Source organism: Trueperaceae bacterium (assembly GCA_031581195.1).
GTDB lineage: Bacteria > Deinococcota > Deinococci > Deinococcales > Trueperaceae > SLSQ01.
Genome location: JAVLCF010000054.1, coordinates 1 through 16,057 on the forward strand (window position 1 = coordinate 1; position 16,057 = coordinate 16,057).

The window sequence follows — 16,057 nt, forward strand, 5'->3', positions numbered from 1 at the left end:
CGGGCGCCGGTAGCGCCCCGACCGGTGCGCCCAGGCGTCGAACGCCAGCGTCGCGAACGGCGGGAGGGTGGCGAGGAACCCCAGCGCGTACGTCCCCGGACCCCAGCGGCGGGCGACGCCGACGCCCAACCCGAGGGCGAGGAAGGCGATCACCAGACCGCCGTGGGCGCTGCCGAAGAGGAACACCAGCCGGTCGCCGAGCGCCTCGTAGCGGGGGACGCCCCGCTCGAGCGCCATGCCGGTCAGCAGCCCCGCCCAGGAGACCGCCTCGAGGTGGGCGATCGCGCGGAAGCCGGTGAGGAGGGCGGGGGCGTCCAGGACGGCGCGCATGGCGCAGAGGCTAGCACCGCGCGGTGCCGCGGGCGCGCCCCTGGGCGTCAGGGGAGGGGGACGTCCTCGCCGTCGAGCGCGAGGCGGGGCCCGACGACGACGGCGTCGGCGTGGTAGCCGACGTCGTTCGTCCCTCCGAACGTCACGTCGTTGCCGACCGCGACGTGCACGGTGCCGGTGACCTTCTCGTCGAGCAGGGTGTTGCCCTGCAGCGTCACGGTGTCGTTCATGCCGATGCCGAACTCCGCGAGGCGGCGGGCGCCGGGACCGTGCCGCTCGAGGATCGCCTCGAGCTCGGCGGCGCGGGGGCCCTCGACCGCGCGGATCGCGCCCGCCTCGTAGCGCACGACGAGCGGCGCGTCGAGGAGGCCCAAGCCGGGCCAGGAGCCGTTGACGACCAGCGTCCCGTCGCCGACGCCGTCGTCGATGCCGCACGCCGCTTCGCCGGCGGGGAGGTTCCCGACCTGGCCGGGGGCGTGGTAGCGGCCGGTCTCCATCATGCCGCGCTGACCGGCGACGGCGAAGGTCAGGTCGGTCCCGTCCTCGCTCGTGAGGCGCACCTCGCGGGCGGCCTCGAGGCGCGCGGCGTACGCCGCGGCGCGCTCCGCGACGACGTCGTAGTCGGCGAGCAGGCCGGCGGCCAGCTGCGCTTCGGTCAGGTCGGAGTTCGTCGCGATCCGCGTGCCGGCCCGCGCCGCGCCGCGCACCCCGTCGGTGTGGGTGTAGGAGCGGCGCGTCGAGATCAACGCCGCGTCGACGGCGTGCAGGGTGGCGACGTGGTCGTCCGGAAGTTCGTAGGTGGGCTCGCCGGGCAGCGGCAGCCGAAGGGTCTCGACCTCGTGCAGGGGTGCGGCCGCCTCGATGGCGTCGGCCAGGTCGTCGCGGCCGGGCGCGAGGACGAGCGCGAGGCGCTCGCCGGCCTGCAGGGCGAAGTTGGCGCGGATCAGGTTGTCGGCGGCGTGGGGGAGCGAGGACGTCATGGAAGGAACCTCCGGATTCCGGTATGGTGGACGGGACGTTCAAGGCATTGAACTTTGCGGAAGGCGGATCGCCTTCGATGCGAAGGGGAACGGACGACGCGATGGACGAAGCGAACCTGGGACGGCGACTGCGCGCGGTGCGCCACGCGCGGGGGCAGACCCTCGCCGAGGTCTCGACGTTGTCGGGCCTGTCCCGCTCGTTTTTGTCGATGCTCGAGACCGGCAAGACGAACGTCTCGGCGGAGAAACTGCAGCGCCTCGTGCGGGTGTACGACCTCACCCTCGACGACGTCCTGCCGAGCGAGACCTCGAAGGGCCTGGCGCAGATCGTGCGGGCGGGCGACGGCGCCCGCCTCACCGGGTTCCGTGGCGGCATCGAGGGGCGGCTGTTGGTGCGCGACATGCAGCGCCGCATCCAACCGGTCCGCCTGGTCCTGCCCCCCGGGGCGGAGCACCGCAACGACGAGGGGCACGCCGGCGAGGAGTTCCTCATGGTGTTGGAGGGGACGGTCGTGTTCGAGCTCGACGACGTCCCCGCGGAACGCCTCGAGGTCGGCGACAGCGCCTTCTACCCCTCCGCGCTGGCGCACGCCTACCGCAACGACGGCGACGCGCCGGCGGTGCTGCTCACGATCAGCGTCCCCAACACCTGGCTTCACTCCTGATCCCCCGCCGGCGCCTGCGGCGCGCCGGCGACGCCGCCCGCCGGTGCGGCGGGGGGTCGCGCGGGACGGATCGCGCCCCGCACCTGCACGAGGGCGAGCCCGGCGACGAGGATCGCGACGCCGGTCCACTGCACCCACGTGTGGCGCTCCCCGAAGATCAACGCGCCCCAGAGGATCGTGAGCATCGGCTGGAGCAGCAACAGCATGCCGACCTCCAGCGTCGGGAGGCGCCGCAACGCCGGCGTGATCGCCAGCCACCCCCCCACCTGACTCACGAGCGCCAGCGCCGCGAGCCAGACGAACGCGTCGGCGGGCACGCGCACCGCGAAGGCGGGGTCGGCGGGGGACAGCGCCCACGTCGTGGCGGCCGCCGCGAACGTCACCAGCACCAGCGCGGCGAGGGGGGAGGGGAGGCGGCGGCTGGCCTCCCGGAAGCTCAGCAGGTACGTCGCGTTCGCCGCGGCGGTCGCGAGGCCGAGCCCCGCCGCCCAGCCGGGACGCGCGATCGTGGTGGGTTCCCCGACGACGCCGGCGATCATCGCCACCGCGACCAACAGGACCGGGAGGAGGGCCAGGGTGAGGGCGGTCGGGCGTTCGCCGTGCAGCCACCAGGCGATCACCCCCACCAGGACCACCTGCAGGTTCCCCATCAGGGTCGACAGGCCGGCCCCGGCGACCGCGATGTTGACGTGCCAGACGGTGACGTTCAGCGCGAAGATCGCGCCGGTCGCGAGCGCGAACCGCACGCCCGCCGCCGACCAGGCCGGCCCGCCCGCGCGGGGCAGCAGCCCGCGCGCGGCGGCGAGCGCCAGCAGGACCGGCGCGGCGAGCGCGGTCCGGTAGAACGTCGCGGTGGTCGCCCCGACGTCGGCCAGCCCGACGAAGATGGCGGAGAAGGAGATGCCGACGACGCCCAGCAGCGCGACGGCGCGCGTCACGCGCCGTCCTTGAGGCGCCGGTCGAACACGTCGCGCAGGCCGTCGCCCAGGAGGCTGAAGGCCAACACCGTCAGGGTGATCGCGACGCCGGGGAACAGCGTCACGTGCGGCGACGTGCGGATCACCTCGCGGCCGACGCTGAGCATCCGCCCCCAACTCACGTCCGGCGGTTGCGTCCCGAGGCCCAGGAACGACAGGGCGGCTTCGGCGACGATGGCGGTGCCCATGCCGAGCGTCGCGAGGACGAGGGCGGGCGCCCACGCGTTCGTGACGACGTGGCGCACGAGGATGTGGACGTGCCCGCCGCCCAGGGCGCGGGCGGACTCCACGAACTCCTGTTCGCGGAGCGCCAACACCTCGCTGCGCACGACGCGCGCCATCGTGGGGATGCGCACGACGGCGATCGCCAGCATGGCGTTGACGATGTTCGGGCCCAACGCCGCGACGATCGCGATCGCCAGCAGGATCCCGGGGAGCGCCAGCAGAACGTCCATGAAGCGCATGATCACGTCGTCCACGAGCCCCCCGAGGTACCCCGCGACCGCGCCGAGCACCACGCCGAACACCAGGCTGAGGCTGGTGGCGAGGAAGCCGACCATCAACGACACGCGCGTCCCGATGATCAACCGCGAGAGGATGTCGCGGCCGAGCGCGTCCCCGCCGAGCACGAACTCGGTGTTGAGGGCCCCGTCGACCCAAAGGCCGCGCGGCGGCTCGTAGCGGGTCCACAGGTCCTGGGCGTAGGGATCCATCGGCGTCAACCACGGCGCGAACGCCGCGACGACGACGAAGAGCGCGATCAGCACGCCCCCCACCATCACGTTCGGGTTGCGCGCCAGGCGGCGCAAGAGACGTCGGCGCGGGTGCGACCGGGTGGTGCCCGCGGTGGCGGCGTCAGTCATAGCGGATCCTCGGGTTGATCAGGCCGTAACTGAGGTCCACGATCAGGTTCACGAACACGAACACCACCGCCAGCATGAGGATGCTGCCCTGCACGACCGGGAAGTCGCGCTGGGCGATGGAATCGACGATCAGGCGCCCGATGCCGGGCCAGGCGAACACCGTTTCGGTGACGATCGCGCCGCCCAACAGGAAGCCGAACTGCAGGCCGACGACCGTCACGACCGGCAGGATGGCGTTGCGCAGGGCGTGCCGCACCGTCACGACGGCGCGCCGGACCCCCTTCGCGCGGGCGGTGCGGACGTAGTCGAGGCCCAGCACCTCGAGCAGCGAGGAGCGGGTCATGCGGGTGATGATCGCCATGATGCTGGTCCCGATCGCGAGGGACGGCAGCAGGAGGTGCCGCGCCGCGTCGCCCAGCGGGCCCCAGCGGAACTCGGTGACGCCCAGGCCGAGCGCCTCGAGGACGCCCGGCCCCCGCCCGAAGGCGGGGATCCAGCCGACGTTCGCCGCGACGGTGGAGAGCAAAATAAGGCCGATCCAGAAGTTCGGGGCGGCGACCCCGACCAACGCCAACCCCATGCTGGCGAGGTCGATCGGCGAGTTGCGCGTGACCGCCGCCAGCACCCCGAGGGGGATGCCGATCGCGACGGCGAGGATCAACGCGACGACGGCCAGCTCGAGCGTCGCCGGGAGGCGTTGCGCGACGAGCTCGATCACCGGCGTGCCGGAGCGGATCGAGTCGCCCAGATCGCCCTGCACCGCCGCCGCCATCCAGCGCACGTACTGCACCGGAAGCGGTTCGTCGAAGCCGTACAGCTCCGTGAGGCGCTGGACGTCCTCGGGGCGGGCCTGCTCGCCGAGCATGATGCGGATCGGGTCGCCCGGCGACAGGTGGACGAGGAGGAACACGATCACCGAGACGCCGAGCAGGGTGATCGCGAGCGAGATCAGGCGTTTGAGGACGTAGCCGGTGATGCCCATGAGCGAGGGTCCCGTTGGCCGGCGGGGGCCGGACGAGGACCGCCGGCCGGCGCCCGGGTGGGGCGCGACGGCCGGCGGTCGGGGCGTGCGGGGGTCAGTCGGTGATCTCGACGAGGTGCAGGTTCGCGAAGGTGGCGCTCGAGTACGGGTGCGCCTCCCAGCCCTCGACCGCGGCGCGGCTCAGGGCGACCTCCTCGCTGTGGTTGATGAAGGCGAACGGCGCGTCGTCCATCAACACCCGCTGGGCCTCCTGGTACGTCGCGATGCTCTCGTCGCTCCCGGGCGGCAGCCGCCGGCCCTCGTCGAGCAACGCGTCGAGCGCGGGGTTGCCGTAGGCGGTGAAGTTCGATCCGCCCTCGCTGTGGAACAGCTCGTACATCGCGTAGTTCGGGTCGACGTTGCCGCTCCAGCCGATCAGGAACAGGTCGTAGTCGGTGCTGTCGAGCAGGCGGTCGATGAACGCGCCGAACTCCTCGATGATGATCTCGATCTCGACGCCGATCTGCGCCGCCTCGAACTGCAGGATCTCCGCCATCAACGGCCGGACCGGGTTCTCGTTCGTGTGCAGGCGGACCGACAGCTGGTCCACGCCGGCCTCGGCGAGGAGCTCCGCGGCGCGCTCGGGATCGTACGGGTACGTCTCCGCGTCGGGCTCGAAGTAGACGCTGCTCGGCGCGATCGGGCCGGTCCCGACGCTGCCGACGCCCTCGAGGATGCGGTCGACGATGCCCTCGCGCGGGATGAGGTGGCTGATCGCCTGGCGGACGCGGGCGTCGCCGAGCTCCGGGTGCTCGGTGTTGAACGCGACGTACTGGTGGCCGAGCCCGTCGACGCGCTGGACGTCGATCGCGTCGCTCGCCTCGACGTTCTCGAGCTCGCTGCGGACCGGCTGGCCGTAGTACAGGTCGATCTCGCCCGACTCGAGCGCGATGAGGCGGGTGGTGTCCTCGATGATGGGGCGGAACTCGACCCGGTCGACCTTCGGCGCGCCGCCCCAGTAGTCCTCGTTGGCCTCGAGGACCATGCGGTCGTCGCGCGCCCACGATTCGAAGACGAAGGGGCCGGTCCCGACCGGGGCGCTGCCGAAGTCCTCGTTCTCGCCGAGGTCGGCGGGCACGATGTGGAGCCGCGCGATCGAGTTGAGGATGAAGGCGTTGTCGCCGGTCAGGTCGAAGCGGACCGTGGAGTCGTCGAGGATCTCGACGTTCGTGATGTCCTCGTACAGCGCCGGGTTGGCGGCGGGGTTGTCGGGGTTCAGCATCCAGTCGAACGTGTACTTCACGTCCTCGGCGGTGAACGGCTCGCCGTGGTGGAACTCGACGCCCTCGCGCAGCTCGAAGGTGATGCTGCTGCCGTCCTCGGCGAAGCTCCAGGAGGTCGCCAGGCGCGGCTGGTAGCTGAGGTCGGTGTCGAAGATCAACAGCGGCTCCATGATGGCGTACATCCGCTGGTAGCTGTAGACGTCGTACGTGATGCGCGGGTCGAGGTCGGACGCCTCGGCGACGGTACCGATCGTCAGCGTGGACTGCGCCTGGGCGGACCCCAGGGCGAGCAGGCCGGCGAGGATCAGGGCGAGCGGGGCGGAGAAGAGCTTGGTCACGACTACCTCCAGGAAACGGGTCGGGCGGGCGTCGGGGCGGCGAACCTCGGGGCGGGGTCGGGGGCGGAGGGCGGCGGGCGGCGTCAGACGAGCGGGAAGCGCGTCGGGGGGTGGCTGAGGACCTCGTGGCCGTCCTCGGTGACGAGGACGTCCTGTTCGTGGCCGACGGGGGGGCCGTCGACGCCGGTGCGACCGTGGACGACCGGTTCGACGGTGTACACCTCGCCGGCGCGGATCGCGGGCTTGCCGCGCTCGCCGTAGCGGGCGTTGAGGGGGGCGAGGGTGGTGCCGCCGTCGTGCACGGCGCGCCCGATCTGATGCCCGAGCGCGTGGGTGTAGGCGGGGATGCCGTTCGCTTCGAGGTGCTCGCGGGCGATGCGGTCGAGCTCCCAGCCGGCGACGCCGGGCTTCATGGCGTCGATCGCCTTCATCATCGCGTCGTGCCCGGTGCGGAAGCGGTGCTCGATCTCCGGCGGCGCGGCGGTTTCGCCGTCGCGGCGGACGTACCAGGCGCGCTGGATGTCGCTGGTGTAGCCCTCGACGTAGACGCCCATGTCGACGACGACGGTGTCGCCGGGCGTGAGTTCGGCGTCGCTGGCGGGCCGGTGCCCCATGCCGACGTGGCCCACCATGACGTTGGCGCCGTCGCCGAACGAGTGGGTGACGCCGTAGTGCCGGTGGCGTTCCTTGACGAACGCCGCGACCTCGCGCTCGGTGCGTCCCGCGCGGAGGAACTCCCCGACCTCGTCGAGGACGGTTTCGGTGATGCGCACCGCCTCGCGGAGGCGGCGGAGCTCCTCGGGGGTCTTGAGGGCGCGGAGGTCGGCGAGCGCGGTCGGGGCGGGGCGGAGGCGGGCGTCGAACGGCTCGACCGGGAGGATCGTGCCGAGCTTGTGCAGCATCCCGACGCTGAGCCCGTCGGCGAGCGGGTCGGCGGTCGAGGCGTTCACGGCCACCGTCGTCGGGGCGACGTCCTCGAGGAGGGTGCGGAGCGGCTCCATGAAGCCGCCGGTGCCGTAGGAGACGACCTCGAAGACGCCGGTGCGTTCGAACGGGTCGACGTCGTAATCGGCGACGACGGCGACCTTGCGTCCCTCGCGGGTCATCAGGAAGGCGGCTTCGCCGACGACGCCGTCGCCGGTCAGCAGGTGGACGGCGGGGTCGCTGTCCTCGCGGGTGAGGACGAGCCAGGCGTCCGCTTCGAGGGCCGGCAGCCAGGCGTCGAGTTGGGCGTGCTTCTCGCGGACGAGGGTGACGTCGTTCGGGTTCACGTGGGGTGCGCCTCCTCGGGGTGCGGAGTTCCGGCGAGTATAGAGGCGCGCCCCCACCCCGTCAAGATATTGAACAGGGTTCAACGAGGCGGGGGTGGCGCGATAGGGTGCCGGCATGATCCCCGGTTCGCGCTCCACCCCCCCCGGCGCCCCCGAGACCGCGGTGCCCTCGCCCGCCCACCCCCGGCCCCACGTCCGCCACGACGCCGGCGACGCCTTCTTCGGCTACTACCCCGGCCCGGTCGCCGTGATCACCGCCCGCCACGAGGGCGCCGTCAACGTCATGAGCGCCGGCTGGCACGCCGCCCTGTCCGCCGACCCGCCGCTGTACGGCGTCGCGGTGGCGCCCGAACGCCACACCCACGCGTTGATCACCGCCGCCGGCGCGTTCGCCGTGCACTTCCTCGGCCTCGAACGCGCCGACGCCATCCAGGGCGCCGGCGTCCTGAGCGGCGCCGACGTCCCCGACAAACTCGCGGCGCTCAACCTCGCCTGGCGCGAGGGCGACCACGGCCTCCCCATCCTCGAGGACGCCTACCTCGCCTACGCCTGCACCGTCCGCGACCGCCACCCCGCCGGCGACCACGACTGGTTCGTCGGCGACGTCACCGGCGTCTACGCCGACCCCGGCGCCTACCCCGACCGCCTCCTCGACCCCGCCGTCGCCTCCGCGGCGATGTACTACGGCCGCTCCCGCTACGAGGGCCTCGGGCACGGAACCGTCCGCACCTTCGACGTCGAGGCCCTCCGGGCGCTCGCGAACGACGGGGAGGGGGGCGCGTGAACCGCGCGACCGACACCTTCCGCGCGGTCCTGCCGCTGCGCGAGGCGGCGCGCGTCGAGAACGACTGGTTGCGCCGCCGCCTCGCCACCGTCCTCCCCGAGGTCATGCGGCGCGAGGGCGTCGATACCTGGATCGTCGTCGCCCGCGAGTACGCCGAGGACCCGGTCGTCCTGAGCCTCCTGCCCGCCCCCATGCTGTCCGCCCGCCGCCGCACCGTCCTGGTGTTCCACGCCCCCGAGGACGGACCGTTCGAGGCGCTCGCCATCGCCAACGCCGGCATCGGGCTGGACGCCGTCTACGAACCGGTCTGGCGCAAGACGCAGACCGAACGCGCCGAGGAAACCCAAGCGGAGGCGCTCCGCCGCGTCCTCGAGGCCCGCGACCCGCAGCGGATCGGCATCGACGTCAGCGAGACGTTCGCCTTCGGGGACGGCCTGACGGTCACGCAACGCGACTGGCTCGAGGCGGCCCTCGGACCGGACCTGTTCGCCCGCACCGTCTCCGCCGAACGCGTCGCCGTCGGCTGGCTGGAGCGGCGCCTCCCCGAGGAGATCGCCAGCGCGGACGCCTCCAACCGCCTCGCGCACGACCTGATCGCCGAGGCGTTCTCGACCCGCGTCGTCCAACCGGGCGTCACCCGCGCCCCGGACGTCGCCTGGTGGTTGCGCGAACGCACCCGCGAGCTGGGCCTGAGCTGTTGGTTCCAGCCGTCGGTCTCCATCCAACGGCGCGGCGAGACGCTCAGCCCGATGGGGGCGACGCCGGACGCGGTGATCCTGCCCGGCGACCTGCTGCACTGCGACTTCGGGTTGCACGAGCTCGGCTTGGCGACCGACACCCAACGCAACGCCTACGTCCCGCACCTGCACGAGGACGGCCCGAGCGACGGGATGCGCGAAGCGATGCGCCTCGCCAACCGCCAGCAGGACCTCCTCGCCGCGGAGATGGTGGCGGGCCGGACCGGCAACGAGGTCCTCGCCGCCGCCCGCGCCGCGATGGACGAAGAGGGCCTCGACGGGCGCATCTACTCCCACCCGATCGGCGTGCACGGGCACGGGGCGGGACCGATGATCGGCCGCTACGACGAGCAGGCGTTCCTGCCCGGCACCGGCGAAGCGACGCTGCACGACGACACGCTGTTCTCCTTCGAGATGCTGATCCGGCATCCGCTGCCCGAATGGGACGACCAGACGATCTATCTCGCCACCGAGCAGATCGTGGCGTTCACCGGCGGCGCGGTGCGCTACCTCGGCGGGGGGCGCCAGACCGAGTTGTACGTCGTGCGCTGAGTCAAGCGCCGTCCGGCGCGAGGGCGTCCACCTCGATCTCGACGCGGACGTCCTCGCCGATCAGGCCCGACGCCACCAACGTGTTGGCCGGCTCCGCGACCCCGAGCCGCGCCCCGTGCGCGTCGGCGACCGCCGCGACGTCGGCGGGGTCGGCGACGTGGATGCGGGTCCGCACGACGTCCTCCAGGCCCGCCCCGAGGCTGCGCAGCACCCCCGCCACCTTGTCCAGCACGAAGTGCGTCTGCGACGCCGCGCTCGACGGCGCGACGAGGCGCGTCCCGTGGTGCGCCGTCGTGCCGGAGATGCGGATGGCGCGCCCGTCGCGCCGCGCCCGGGCGTACCCCGCGCGCCCTTCCCATTCGGTGCCGGTCCGGACCCGCCGGACCCCGCGCGCGTCGGTCGCCACCGGGTAGGGCGCGGGGAGGGCGTCCAGATGGTGCCGGAGGTCGCCCGACGCGGTCAGGAACGGCTCCCGGCGGTACTCGTCGCCGCAGTCCCCCGGGACCGGAGCGAGGCCGGCGATGGCGTCCTCCAGGATCGAGCGGTCGGCGTCGGACAACGTCAGTTCGAGGCCGCGGAGGGTGTCGGCGACGTGCTCCGACGCCCCCAGGCGCGCCCCCACGATCACGCCCGCCACGCCCGGCGTGTCCAGCACGAAGCGGGTCGCGACGTTCGCGATGGAGGCGTCGTGCCGGTCGGCGACGGCGCGCGCGGCGTGCAGGACCGCCTGGTAGGCGTCCCACCCGCCGATGGCCTCCACGAAGCGGCGGTACTTGTTCAACGACCAGGGGGTGGCCTCGTCGTCCCACGTCGGTTCCTCGCGCCCCAACCACCGGTCGGTCAACAGGCCGCCCGCCAGGGTGCCGTAGGCCAGGACGTGGACGTCGCGCTCGAGGGCCAGGTCGGTCAGCCCGTGCGCCGCGCGCCGGTCGAGGAGCGAGAAGCTCACCTGGTTCGTCACCAGCGGCAGGCCGTCGTCCAGCGCCAGCCGCCAGTGCGCGGTGTCGACGTTCGTGAGGCCCAACGCCCCGATGCGGCCCGCCTGGCGCAGGTCGTTCAGCTGGTGGAGTTGGTCGAGCCACGCGGGGTCGTCGTACGTCCACGTGTGGAACTGCAGCAGGTCGATCCGCTCGGTCCCCAGCCGCTCCGCCGCCCGGTCGACCGCCGCGACGACGTCCTCGCGGGTCGTGGGGCCGGGCTTCGGCACCCACTTCGTGAGCATCTGCGTCGCCCCCCTGCGCGTCGCGCGGTGGTGGCCCGCGATGACCTCCGCGGAGCCGTAGTGGTCCGCCATGTCGAACGTCGTGAGGCCGGCCGCGACGTAGCGGTCCATCGCCGCCGCCGCGGTCTCGGGATCGAGGGTCGCGCCGCCGCGCTCCATGTCGGCGACCTGCCAGAGGCCGGTCAGGACCCGCGCGATCTCCAGATCGGGCGCGATCCGGAGGCGCGGCACGGCACCTTCGCTGGGGGACGTCATGGCCGCGAGTGTACCTGCGGGCCCCGACGGGCGGGGCGTCGGACGTCAGGGGCGGCGGGAGACCAGGGTCACGCCGGCCGGCGGTGCGTCGGGATCGCGGACCGCGCTCAGGAAGTCGTCGTTCTCCACCGATTCCACCCGTCCGCCGCCCCCACCGTTCCAGTAGATGCCGGGCGTGCACGGGCGGGGGACGTCGACGTCGGGATGCGCCCGGGCGTAAATGGGTCCGGCGAAGCCCATGCCGCCTGCTCCGCGTTTGCACACGCTGCCGTCGGCGAAGATCGCCGCCTGCAGGCCGGAGGACGGCTTTCGCTCGAACCGTACGTTGCCCTCGGATGCGATCAGGATGCGCACGATGGTGCCTCCACCGGGCGCCGCGGTGCCCTCGATGGCGTAGTCGCGGGCGTCGAAGACGACGTCCCGCTCGGCCAGTAGCGTATTGCGGCCGGAGAGGCGCATGCCGTCGGCGGGGACGACGCTCGCCGCGGACACGCGCAGTCCGTACGGGGGATCGAGCGACGCGGCGTCGGAGCTTCGCGCTGCGATGCGGACCGTCGTGTCCGGCCCGCCGACGATCGTGAGTCCGTTCGCCTCGCCGCGGACCGTCATCTCGCTCCCGTCCTCGAGGCACAACCGCGTTCCGGGCGGGTAGGCGTCGGCGTCGACGTTGGTGACGCCGGAAAGCGTGAAGCTGCACGTCCCGCCCCAGGCGTCGACGAGCCCGTCGCGGTCCAGTACCTGGGCGCGTACGGCCGCCGTTCCCACTTCGCACTCCGGCGCGTGGCGGCCCCGTCCGAGTTCGCACGGGTGCGGGGAACCGTCGTCGCGAACGCCGGACGCGCCCAAGGGGCGGGCGGCCTGCGCGCTGGAGGATCGCGCGTCGCGAGCGGCGCGTGCTTCGATGCGGCCGTTGGCGGCCAGCGGGATGGAGAGGTCGACGCGCCCCTTGATCGTCATGTCGCTCGTCGTTTGCCACCCCTCGAAGCCCGACGCAGCGGCTACGGTGAAGCGCGCCGACGTTCGATGCGCCGCGGATTCCCGGCCGTACCCGACGACGTGGATGCGGCCTCCGACGACGGTACCGTCCTCGTCCGTGGCGTAGGTGAGATCCTCCACGGCGTACCGGTCGGTGGCGGGGAGGAGGGTCTCCGCCTTCGGCCACGGGGGGGTCTCGGATCCAGCGTGCACCTCGCGTAGCGCGAGGAGCGCGAGGTCCAGCCCCTCGTCCGACGCGAACTCGGCCTCGGCGGCGGCGTACGTGTTGCGGGCCACGTCGAGGTTGGTCGTCGCGACGAAGTGCGAAGCGGCTGCGAGTACGGAAAGAACGAGAAGGACGAGGAGGGTCGTGACGAGCACGAAGCCGTCGGGACCGGCACGACAGGGCGCACGTCTCACGGTCGGGTCACCTCCACGGATTGCGGGTTGAACGTCGCGATCAGAAAGGTCACGGGGTTCGCCTCCACGGGGTCGATTCGGACCTCGAGGCCGACGACGTCGTCGGGGACCGTCCCGCCTGCGAGGAGGTCGCTCGGCGCGACGGTCGAGCGGTCCTTGCGCACGAGCGATACGACGCGAACGCCGCTCACGCCACCGATCAGAGCACCGTCGAAGGTCTCACTGGGGGTTCGGAGGGTCCGATCGAGCGTCCCCCCGTCGGGATCGAGGGCGAACGTCGTTTCGTGGCGCTCCACGTTGCCGGATGCGGTGTAGCGATCGTCCAGGTAGAACGCGGTGATGCGATCGGAGGTCGCCATCCGCTCGATCCGGAGGGTCGTGCCGCCGGTCCACGCCGCGAAGGGCCGATCGGACGGGGTCGCGTCGTCCCCCGGATACCCCGCGAGCGCCAGGTCGCGTCGAAGGACGGCGATGGCCCCCTCTACGTCCTGAAAGGAGGCGCTTCGCTCCACGCTCGTCGAGAACGTCCGTCCCGCATCGGCGAAGAGTCCCCCGAGCGCGAGGAGGGCGATCACGGTGATGACCGACGCGATGAGGAGCTCCACGAGCGTGAAGCCCGCGGCGTTGCGAAGCCTCACGGTGGCGTCCCCGTGAGGACGTTCCCCGTCCACAACGCCGACAGCGACTGCGTCGCGCCGTCGGCGCGGGTGGCGGTGACCGCGATCCGGTAGGCGTTGGGGGCGGTCCCCCCGCCGCACGTCAGGGTGCCGGCGTCGGCGTCGAAGGTGCACGGTGCGATGTCCACCCGGCAGTCGCTGACGACGTCGGGTAGGTCGGTGAGGCAGTCGGTGCTCGTGGGTTGCAGCGCGGCGTGGCGTTGCCACTCGAGTTCGTTGCGGACCAGGCGGGTGGTTTCCGCGATGCGTTCCGCCTGCAGGCTGGCCTGCAGGGCGCCGGTGTGGACCCGCGTGAGGGTCAGCACGCCGATCCCGATGACGGCGATGGCGAGGAGGACCTCCAGGAGGCTCAACCCGCCCGTGCGGCGCGTCCGCGTCACGGTGCGGGGGCGTCGGCGACGGTGACGCGTCCGGTGAGGGTGACGGTGACGTCGACGGTGGTGCGGCCGTCGTCGAGGGTGGCGATCCGCTCGGGGAAGCCGGCGTAGTCGCAGCCGCGGGCGGTGCCGCTCGGGAGCCACACGAGCGCGGCGTCCCCGACCAGGTCGGTGTCGACCGCGACCGCGGCGTGCGTCGCGGCGTCGGCGCGGGCGACGACCTCCCCGCCGTCGCAGGGGCGGTCGGGGCGACCGACCTGCGCGAGGAAGGCGCCGTCGCTCGCGTCCCAGCGGACCGCGACGGGGGCGTCGCGGCGGATCGCTTCGAAGCGGCCGGCGGCGACGGTCGCGCGGACCTCCTCGGCGTAGGCGCGGGCTTGGGCGGGGCCCATGCGCACGAAGCCGACCGCCGCGAGCACCGCCATGGCGGCGAGCACGACGAGGAGTTCGACGAAGGTGACGCCGGACCGGCGGGCGGATGGAGACTTCATCACGAATACGGTACGTACGTGACAACGCGTCGGGGGTGCATCCGTCACGGCGCGCACCGTGCCCACGCACTGCCGGACGTCCGGCCGGCAGGGCACCCGCGGGCGCGCCGAAGCGTGCGAGGCTCCTCGCATGGAACTCGGCGTCTACAGCTTCGGCACCACCGCCCTCGACCCCGCGACGCAACGCCCCGTCTCCCAGGCGCAGGCGATGCGCAACCTGCTCGAGGCGATCCGCCTCGCCGACGACGTCGGCCTCGACGTCTTCGGGATCGGCGAACACCACACCCCCGAGATGCCGGCCAGCGCCGGCGCGGTGGTGTTGGGGGCCGCGGCGTCGGTGACCGAGCGCATCAAGCTCATCAGCTCCGTCACGGTGCTTTCCACCGACGACCCGGTCCGCGTCTACCAGCGCTTCGCGACCCTCGACGCGGTCTCCCACGGTCGCGCCGAGATCACCGCCGGCCGCGGCTCCTCGACCGAATCGTTCCCCCTGTTCGGGTACGACCTGAACGACTACGACCGCCTCTACGCCGAGAAGCTCGACCTGCTCCTCGCCATCGACCGCGGCGACCCGGTCACGTGGGAGGGCAGCGTCCGCCCGCCCCTTCGCGGCATGGAGGTCGTGCCCCGCCCCGACGCGGGGCACCTCCCGATCTGGCTGGCGACCGGCGGGAACCCCGGGTCGTCCGCCCGCGCCGGGCAGCTGGGGCTCCCGGTCGCCTACGGCATCATCGGCGGCGAAGCGGCGCGCTTCGCACCGCTCGCCGACCTCTACCGCCGCACCGCCGCCGACGCCGGCGTCCCGGCGGAGGCCACCCGCGTCGCGGTCGCCAACCCCGGGTTCGTGGCCGACGACGCCCGCGCGGCGCGGGAGACCTGGTGGCCCGCCTGGCACCGGGTGATGCGCGACATCGGCCGACGCCGTGGCTTCGCGCCGATCCCCCGCGAGGTCTACGACCGCGACGCGGCGCCCGGCGGGGCGTTGTTCGTCGGCGACCCGGCGGAGATCGCGGAGCGCATCTTGGCGCTCCGCGAAGCGCTGGGGCACGACCGACAGATCCTGCAGATGGACGTCGGACGGTTGACCCAGCGCGACTTCCTGCGCGGCATCGAGCTGCTCGGGACCGAGGTCAAGCCCCGCGTCGACGCCGCGCTGCGCCGCTGACGCGCCCGCCGCTCACTCCGTCGCAACCGTCACGTCGGTCGTGGTCGGGACCGCATAACGCGCCTCCCCGCCGCTGACGAACACCCCTCGCACGCGGACGCGGTGATCGACGCCGGTCACGGTCAGGTCGAGCGTGCCGGCGCCGTCCGTGCCCAGCGACGTCCACGCCGGCCACTCCGTCGGACTGGTGGTCGTCGTCCAGGTCGCCTCGAACCCGCTCACGGTCAGTCCGGCCGTCGCCCAGTCCGTGGGCGAGGTCGCTTGGACGTCCACTTGGCTCGTCGTGGCGCTCGTCGCGATCGCGGGAGTTGCCTCGCTGACGCAGTCCCACGTGGGGAGGCGGCCCGGGAAGGCGTCGAGGGGATCGCTGTCCTCGACGAAGTTGTTGTTCCCCGCCGATGGCTCGATGCACCAGTGCGCCAGGTCGTCCTCGAATGCGGGCGCGTAGCGGAAGGCGTCCGTGAGGTCGTAGACGCCCCCGAAACGCCACGTCGCGACGGACTGCGAGAACGGGACGTCCTTGCTCGACGTGCCCTTCACGAAGTACGCCATCTTCACGTCGTTCGTCGCTTCGGTGCCGACGTCGGTCCAGTCCAGCGCCACGCCGCCGTTGTCGAAGGCGTCGGCGAATTCGAACATGCCGGAGAAATCGTCTACGTGGGCGACGTTCCAGCTGCTGACGTCCTGGTCGAAGGAGGTGGGTGACGCATTCTTGGCGTTTTTGAACATGTATG

Annotated in this window: 17 protein-coding genes; 4 read left to right on the forward strand and 13 right to left on the reverse strand. The window is 72.7% G+C overall.

Features of this window, described 5'->3' with window-relative positions; translation table 11 throughout:
* Positions 1–330: DUF3817 domain-containing protein (locus RI554_06525; GenBank protein MDR9391668.1), on the reverse strand; the 330-nt coding region annotated here is incomplete at its 3' end.
* Positions 331–377: 47 nt separating this feature from the next.
* Positions 378–1,310, reverse strand: a complete 933-nt coding sequence (locus RI554_06530) for an aminopeptidase (GenBank protein MDR9391669.1) — start codon at positions 1,308–1,310, stop codon at positions 378–380.
* 77 nt (positions 1,311–1,387) lie between these two features.
* Here RI554_06530 and RI554_06535 point away from each other — a divergent pair, with 77 nt between their 5' ends.
* Complete coding sequence (locus RI554_06535; protein ID MDR9391670.1) at positions 1,388–1,975, forward strand: cupin domain-containing protein; 588 nt, start codon at positions 1,388–1,390, stop codon at positions 1,973–1,975.
* On the opposite strand, the gene RI554_06540 is transcribed toward RI554_06535, so the two are convergent.
* The 5 genes from RI554_06540 to RI554_06560 form a co-directional block, all read right to left on the reverse strand.
* Positions 1,966–2,913 (reverse strand): DMT family transporter, encoded by a 948-nt coding sequence (locus RI554_06540; protein MDR9391671.1) that lies wholly within the window; start codon positions 2,911–2,913, stop codon positions 1,966–1,968. The genes RI554_06535 and RI554_06540 overlap by 10 nt on opposite strands.
* Complete coding sequence (locus RI554_06545) at positions 2,910–3,815, reverse strand: ABC transporter permease (GenBank protein MDR9391672.1); 906 nt, start codon at positions 3,813–3,815, stop codon at positions 2,910–2,912. The genes RI554_06540 and RI554_06545 overlap by 4 nt, the downstream gene beginning before the upstream one ends.
* Positions 3,808–4,797, reverse strand: coding sequence for an ABC transporter permease (locus RI554_06550; protein MDR9391673.1), 990 nt, complete (start codon positions 4,795–4,797; stop codon positions 3,808–3,810). The genes RI554_06545 and RI554_06550 overlap by 8 nt, the downstream gene beginning before the upstream one ends.
* A 94-nt stretch (positions 4,798–4,891) precedes the next feature.
* Positions 4,892–6,397 carry an ABC transporter substrate-binding protein gene (locus RI554_06555; GenBank protein ID MDR9391674.1) on the reverse strand — a complete coding sequence of 502 codons (1,506 nt, stop codon included), beginning with the start codon at positions 6,395–6,397 and terminating at the stop codon, positions 4,892–4,894.
* An 83-nt stretch (positions 6,398–6,480) separates the two neighbouring features.
* Complete coding sequence (locus RI554_06560) at positions 6,481–7,668, reverse strand: Xaa-Pro peptidase family protein (GenBank protein MDR9391675.1); 1,188 nt, start codon at positions 7,666–7,668, stop codon at positions 6,481–6,483.
* 115 nt (positions 7,669–7,783) lie between these two features.
* On the opposite strand from RI554_06560, the gene RI554_06565 reads away from it, so the two are divergent.
* Together RI554_06565 and RI554_06570 are read left to right on the forward strand one after the other, a co-directional pair.
* A complete protein-coding gene (locus RI554_06565; protein MDR9391676.1) occupies positions 7,784–8,452 on the forward strand; it encodes a flavin reductase family protein in 669 nt (222 codons plus the stop codon).
* Positions 8,449–9,741 (forward strand): M24 family metallopeptidase, encoded by a 1,293-nt coding sequence (locus tag RI554_06570; GenBank protein ID MDR9391677.1) that lies wholly within the window; start codon positions 8,449–8,451, stop codon positions 9,739–9,741. The genes RI554_06565 and RI554_06570 overlap by 4 nt, the downstream gene beginning before the upstream one ends.
* Before the next feature lies 1 nt (position 9,742).
* On the opposite strand, the gene RI554_06575 is transcribed toward RI554_06570, so the two are convergent.
* The 5 genes from RI554_06575 to RI554_06595 are packed head-to-tail and all read right to left on the reverse strand — an operon-like array spanning position 9,743 to position 14,158.
* A complete protein-coding gene (locus RI554_06575; GenBank protein ID MDR9391678.1) occupies positions 9,743–11,218 on the reverse strand; it encodes an aldo/keto reductase in 1,476 nt (491 codons plus the stop codon).
* A gap of 45 nt (positions 11,219–11,263) precedes the next feature.
* The gene (locus RI554_06580; GenBank protein MDR9391679.1) at positions 11,264–12,613 is read right to left on the reverse strand and encodes a hypothetical protein; all 1,350 of its coding nucleotides are present in this window, start codon (positions 12,611–12,613) and stop codon (positions 11,264–11,266) included.
* Positions 12,610–13,251: a prepilin-type N-terminal cleavage/methylation domain-containing protein gene (locus RI554_06585; protein MDR9391680.1), complete on the reverse strand. Its 642-nt coding sequence runs from the start codon at positions 13,249–13,251 to the stop codon at positions 12,610–12,612. Before RI554_06585 ends, RI554_06580 begins: the two co-directional genes overlap by 4 nt.
* Positions 13,248–13,670, reverse strand: a complete 423-nt coding sequence (locus RI554_06590; protein ID MDR9391681.1) for a hypothetical protein — start codon at positions 13,668–13,670, stop codon at positions 13,248–13,250. The genes RI554_06585 and RI554_06590 overlap by 4 nt, the downstream gene beginning before the upstream one ends.
* Complete coding sequence (locus RI554_06595; GenBank protein MDR9391682.1) at positions 13,667–14,158, reverse strand: prepilin-type N-terminal cleavage/methylation domain-containing protein; 492 nt, start codon at positions 14,156–14,158, stop codon at positions 13,667–13,669. Before RI554_06595 ends, RI554_06590 begins: the two co-directional genes overlap by 4 nt.
* Positions 14,159–14,288: 130 nt before the next feature.
* On the opposite strand from RI554_06595, the gene RI554_06600 reads away from it, so the two are divergent.
* Positions 14,289–15,323, forward strand: coding sequence for an LLM class flavin-dependent oxidoreductase (locus RI554_06600; GenBank protein ID MDR9391683.1), 1,035 nt, complete (start codon positions 14,289–14,291; stop codon positions 15,321–15,323).
* A gap of 12 nt (positions 15,324–15,335) precedes the next feature.
* On the opposite strand, the gene RI554_06605 is transcribed toward RI554_06600, so the two are convergent.
* Positions 15,336–16,057, reverse strand: a 722-nt coding sequence (locus tag RI554_06605; GenBank protein MDR9391684.1) for a BspA family leucine-rich repeat surface protein, incomplete at its 5' end; no start/stop codon positions are given.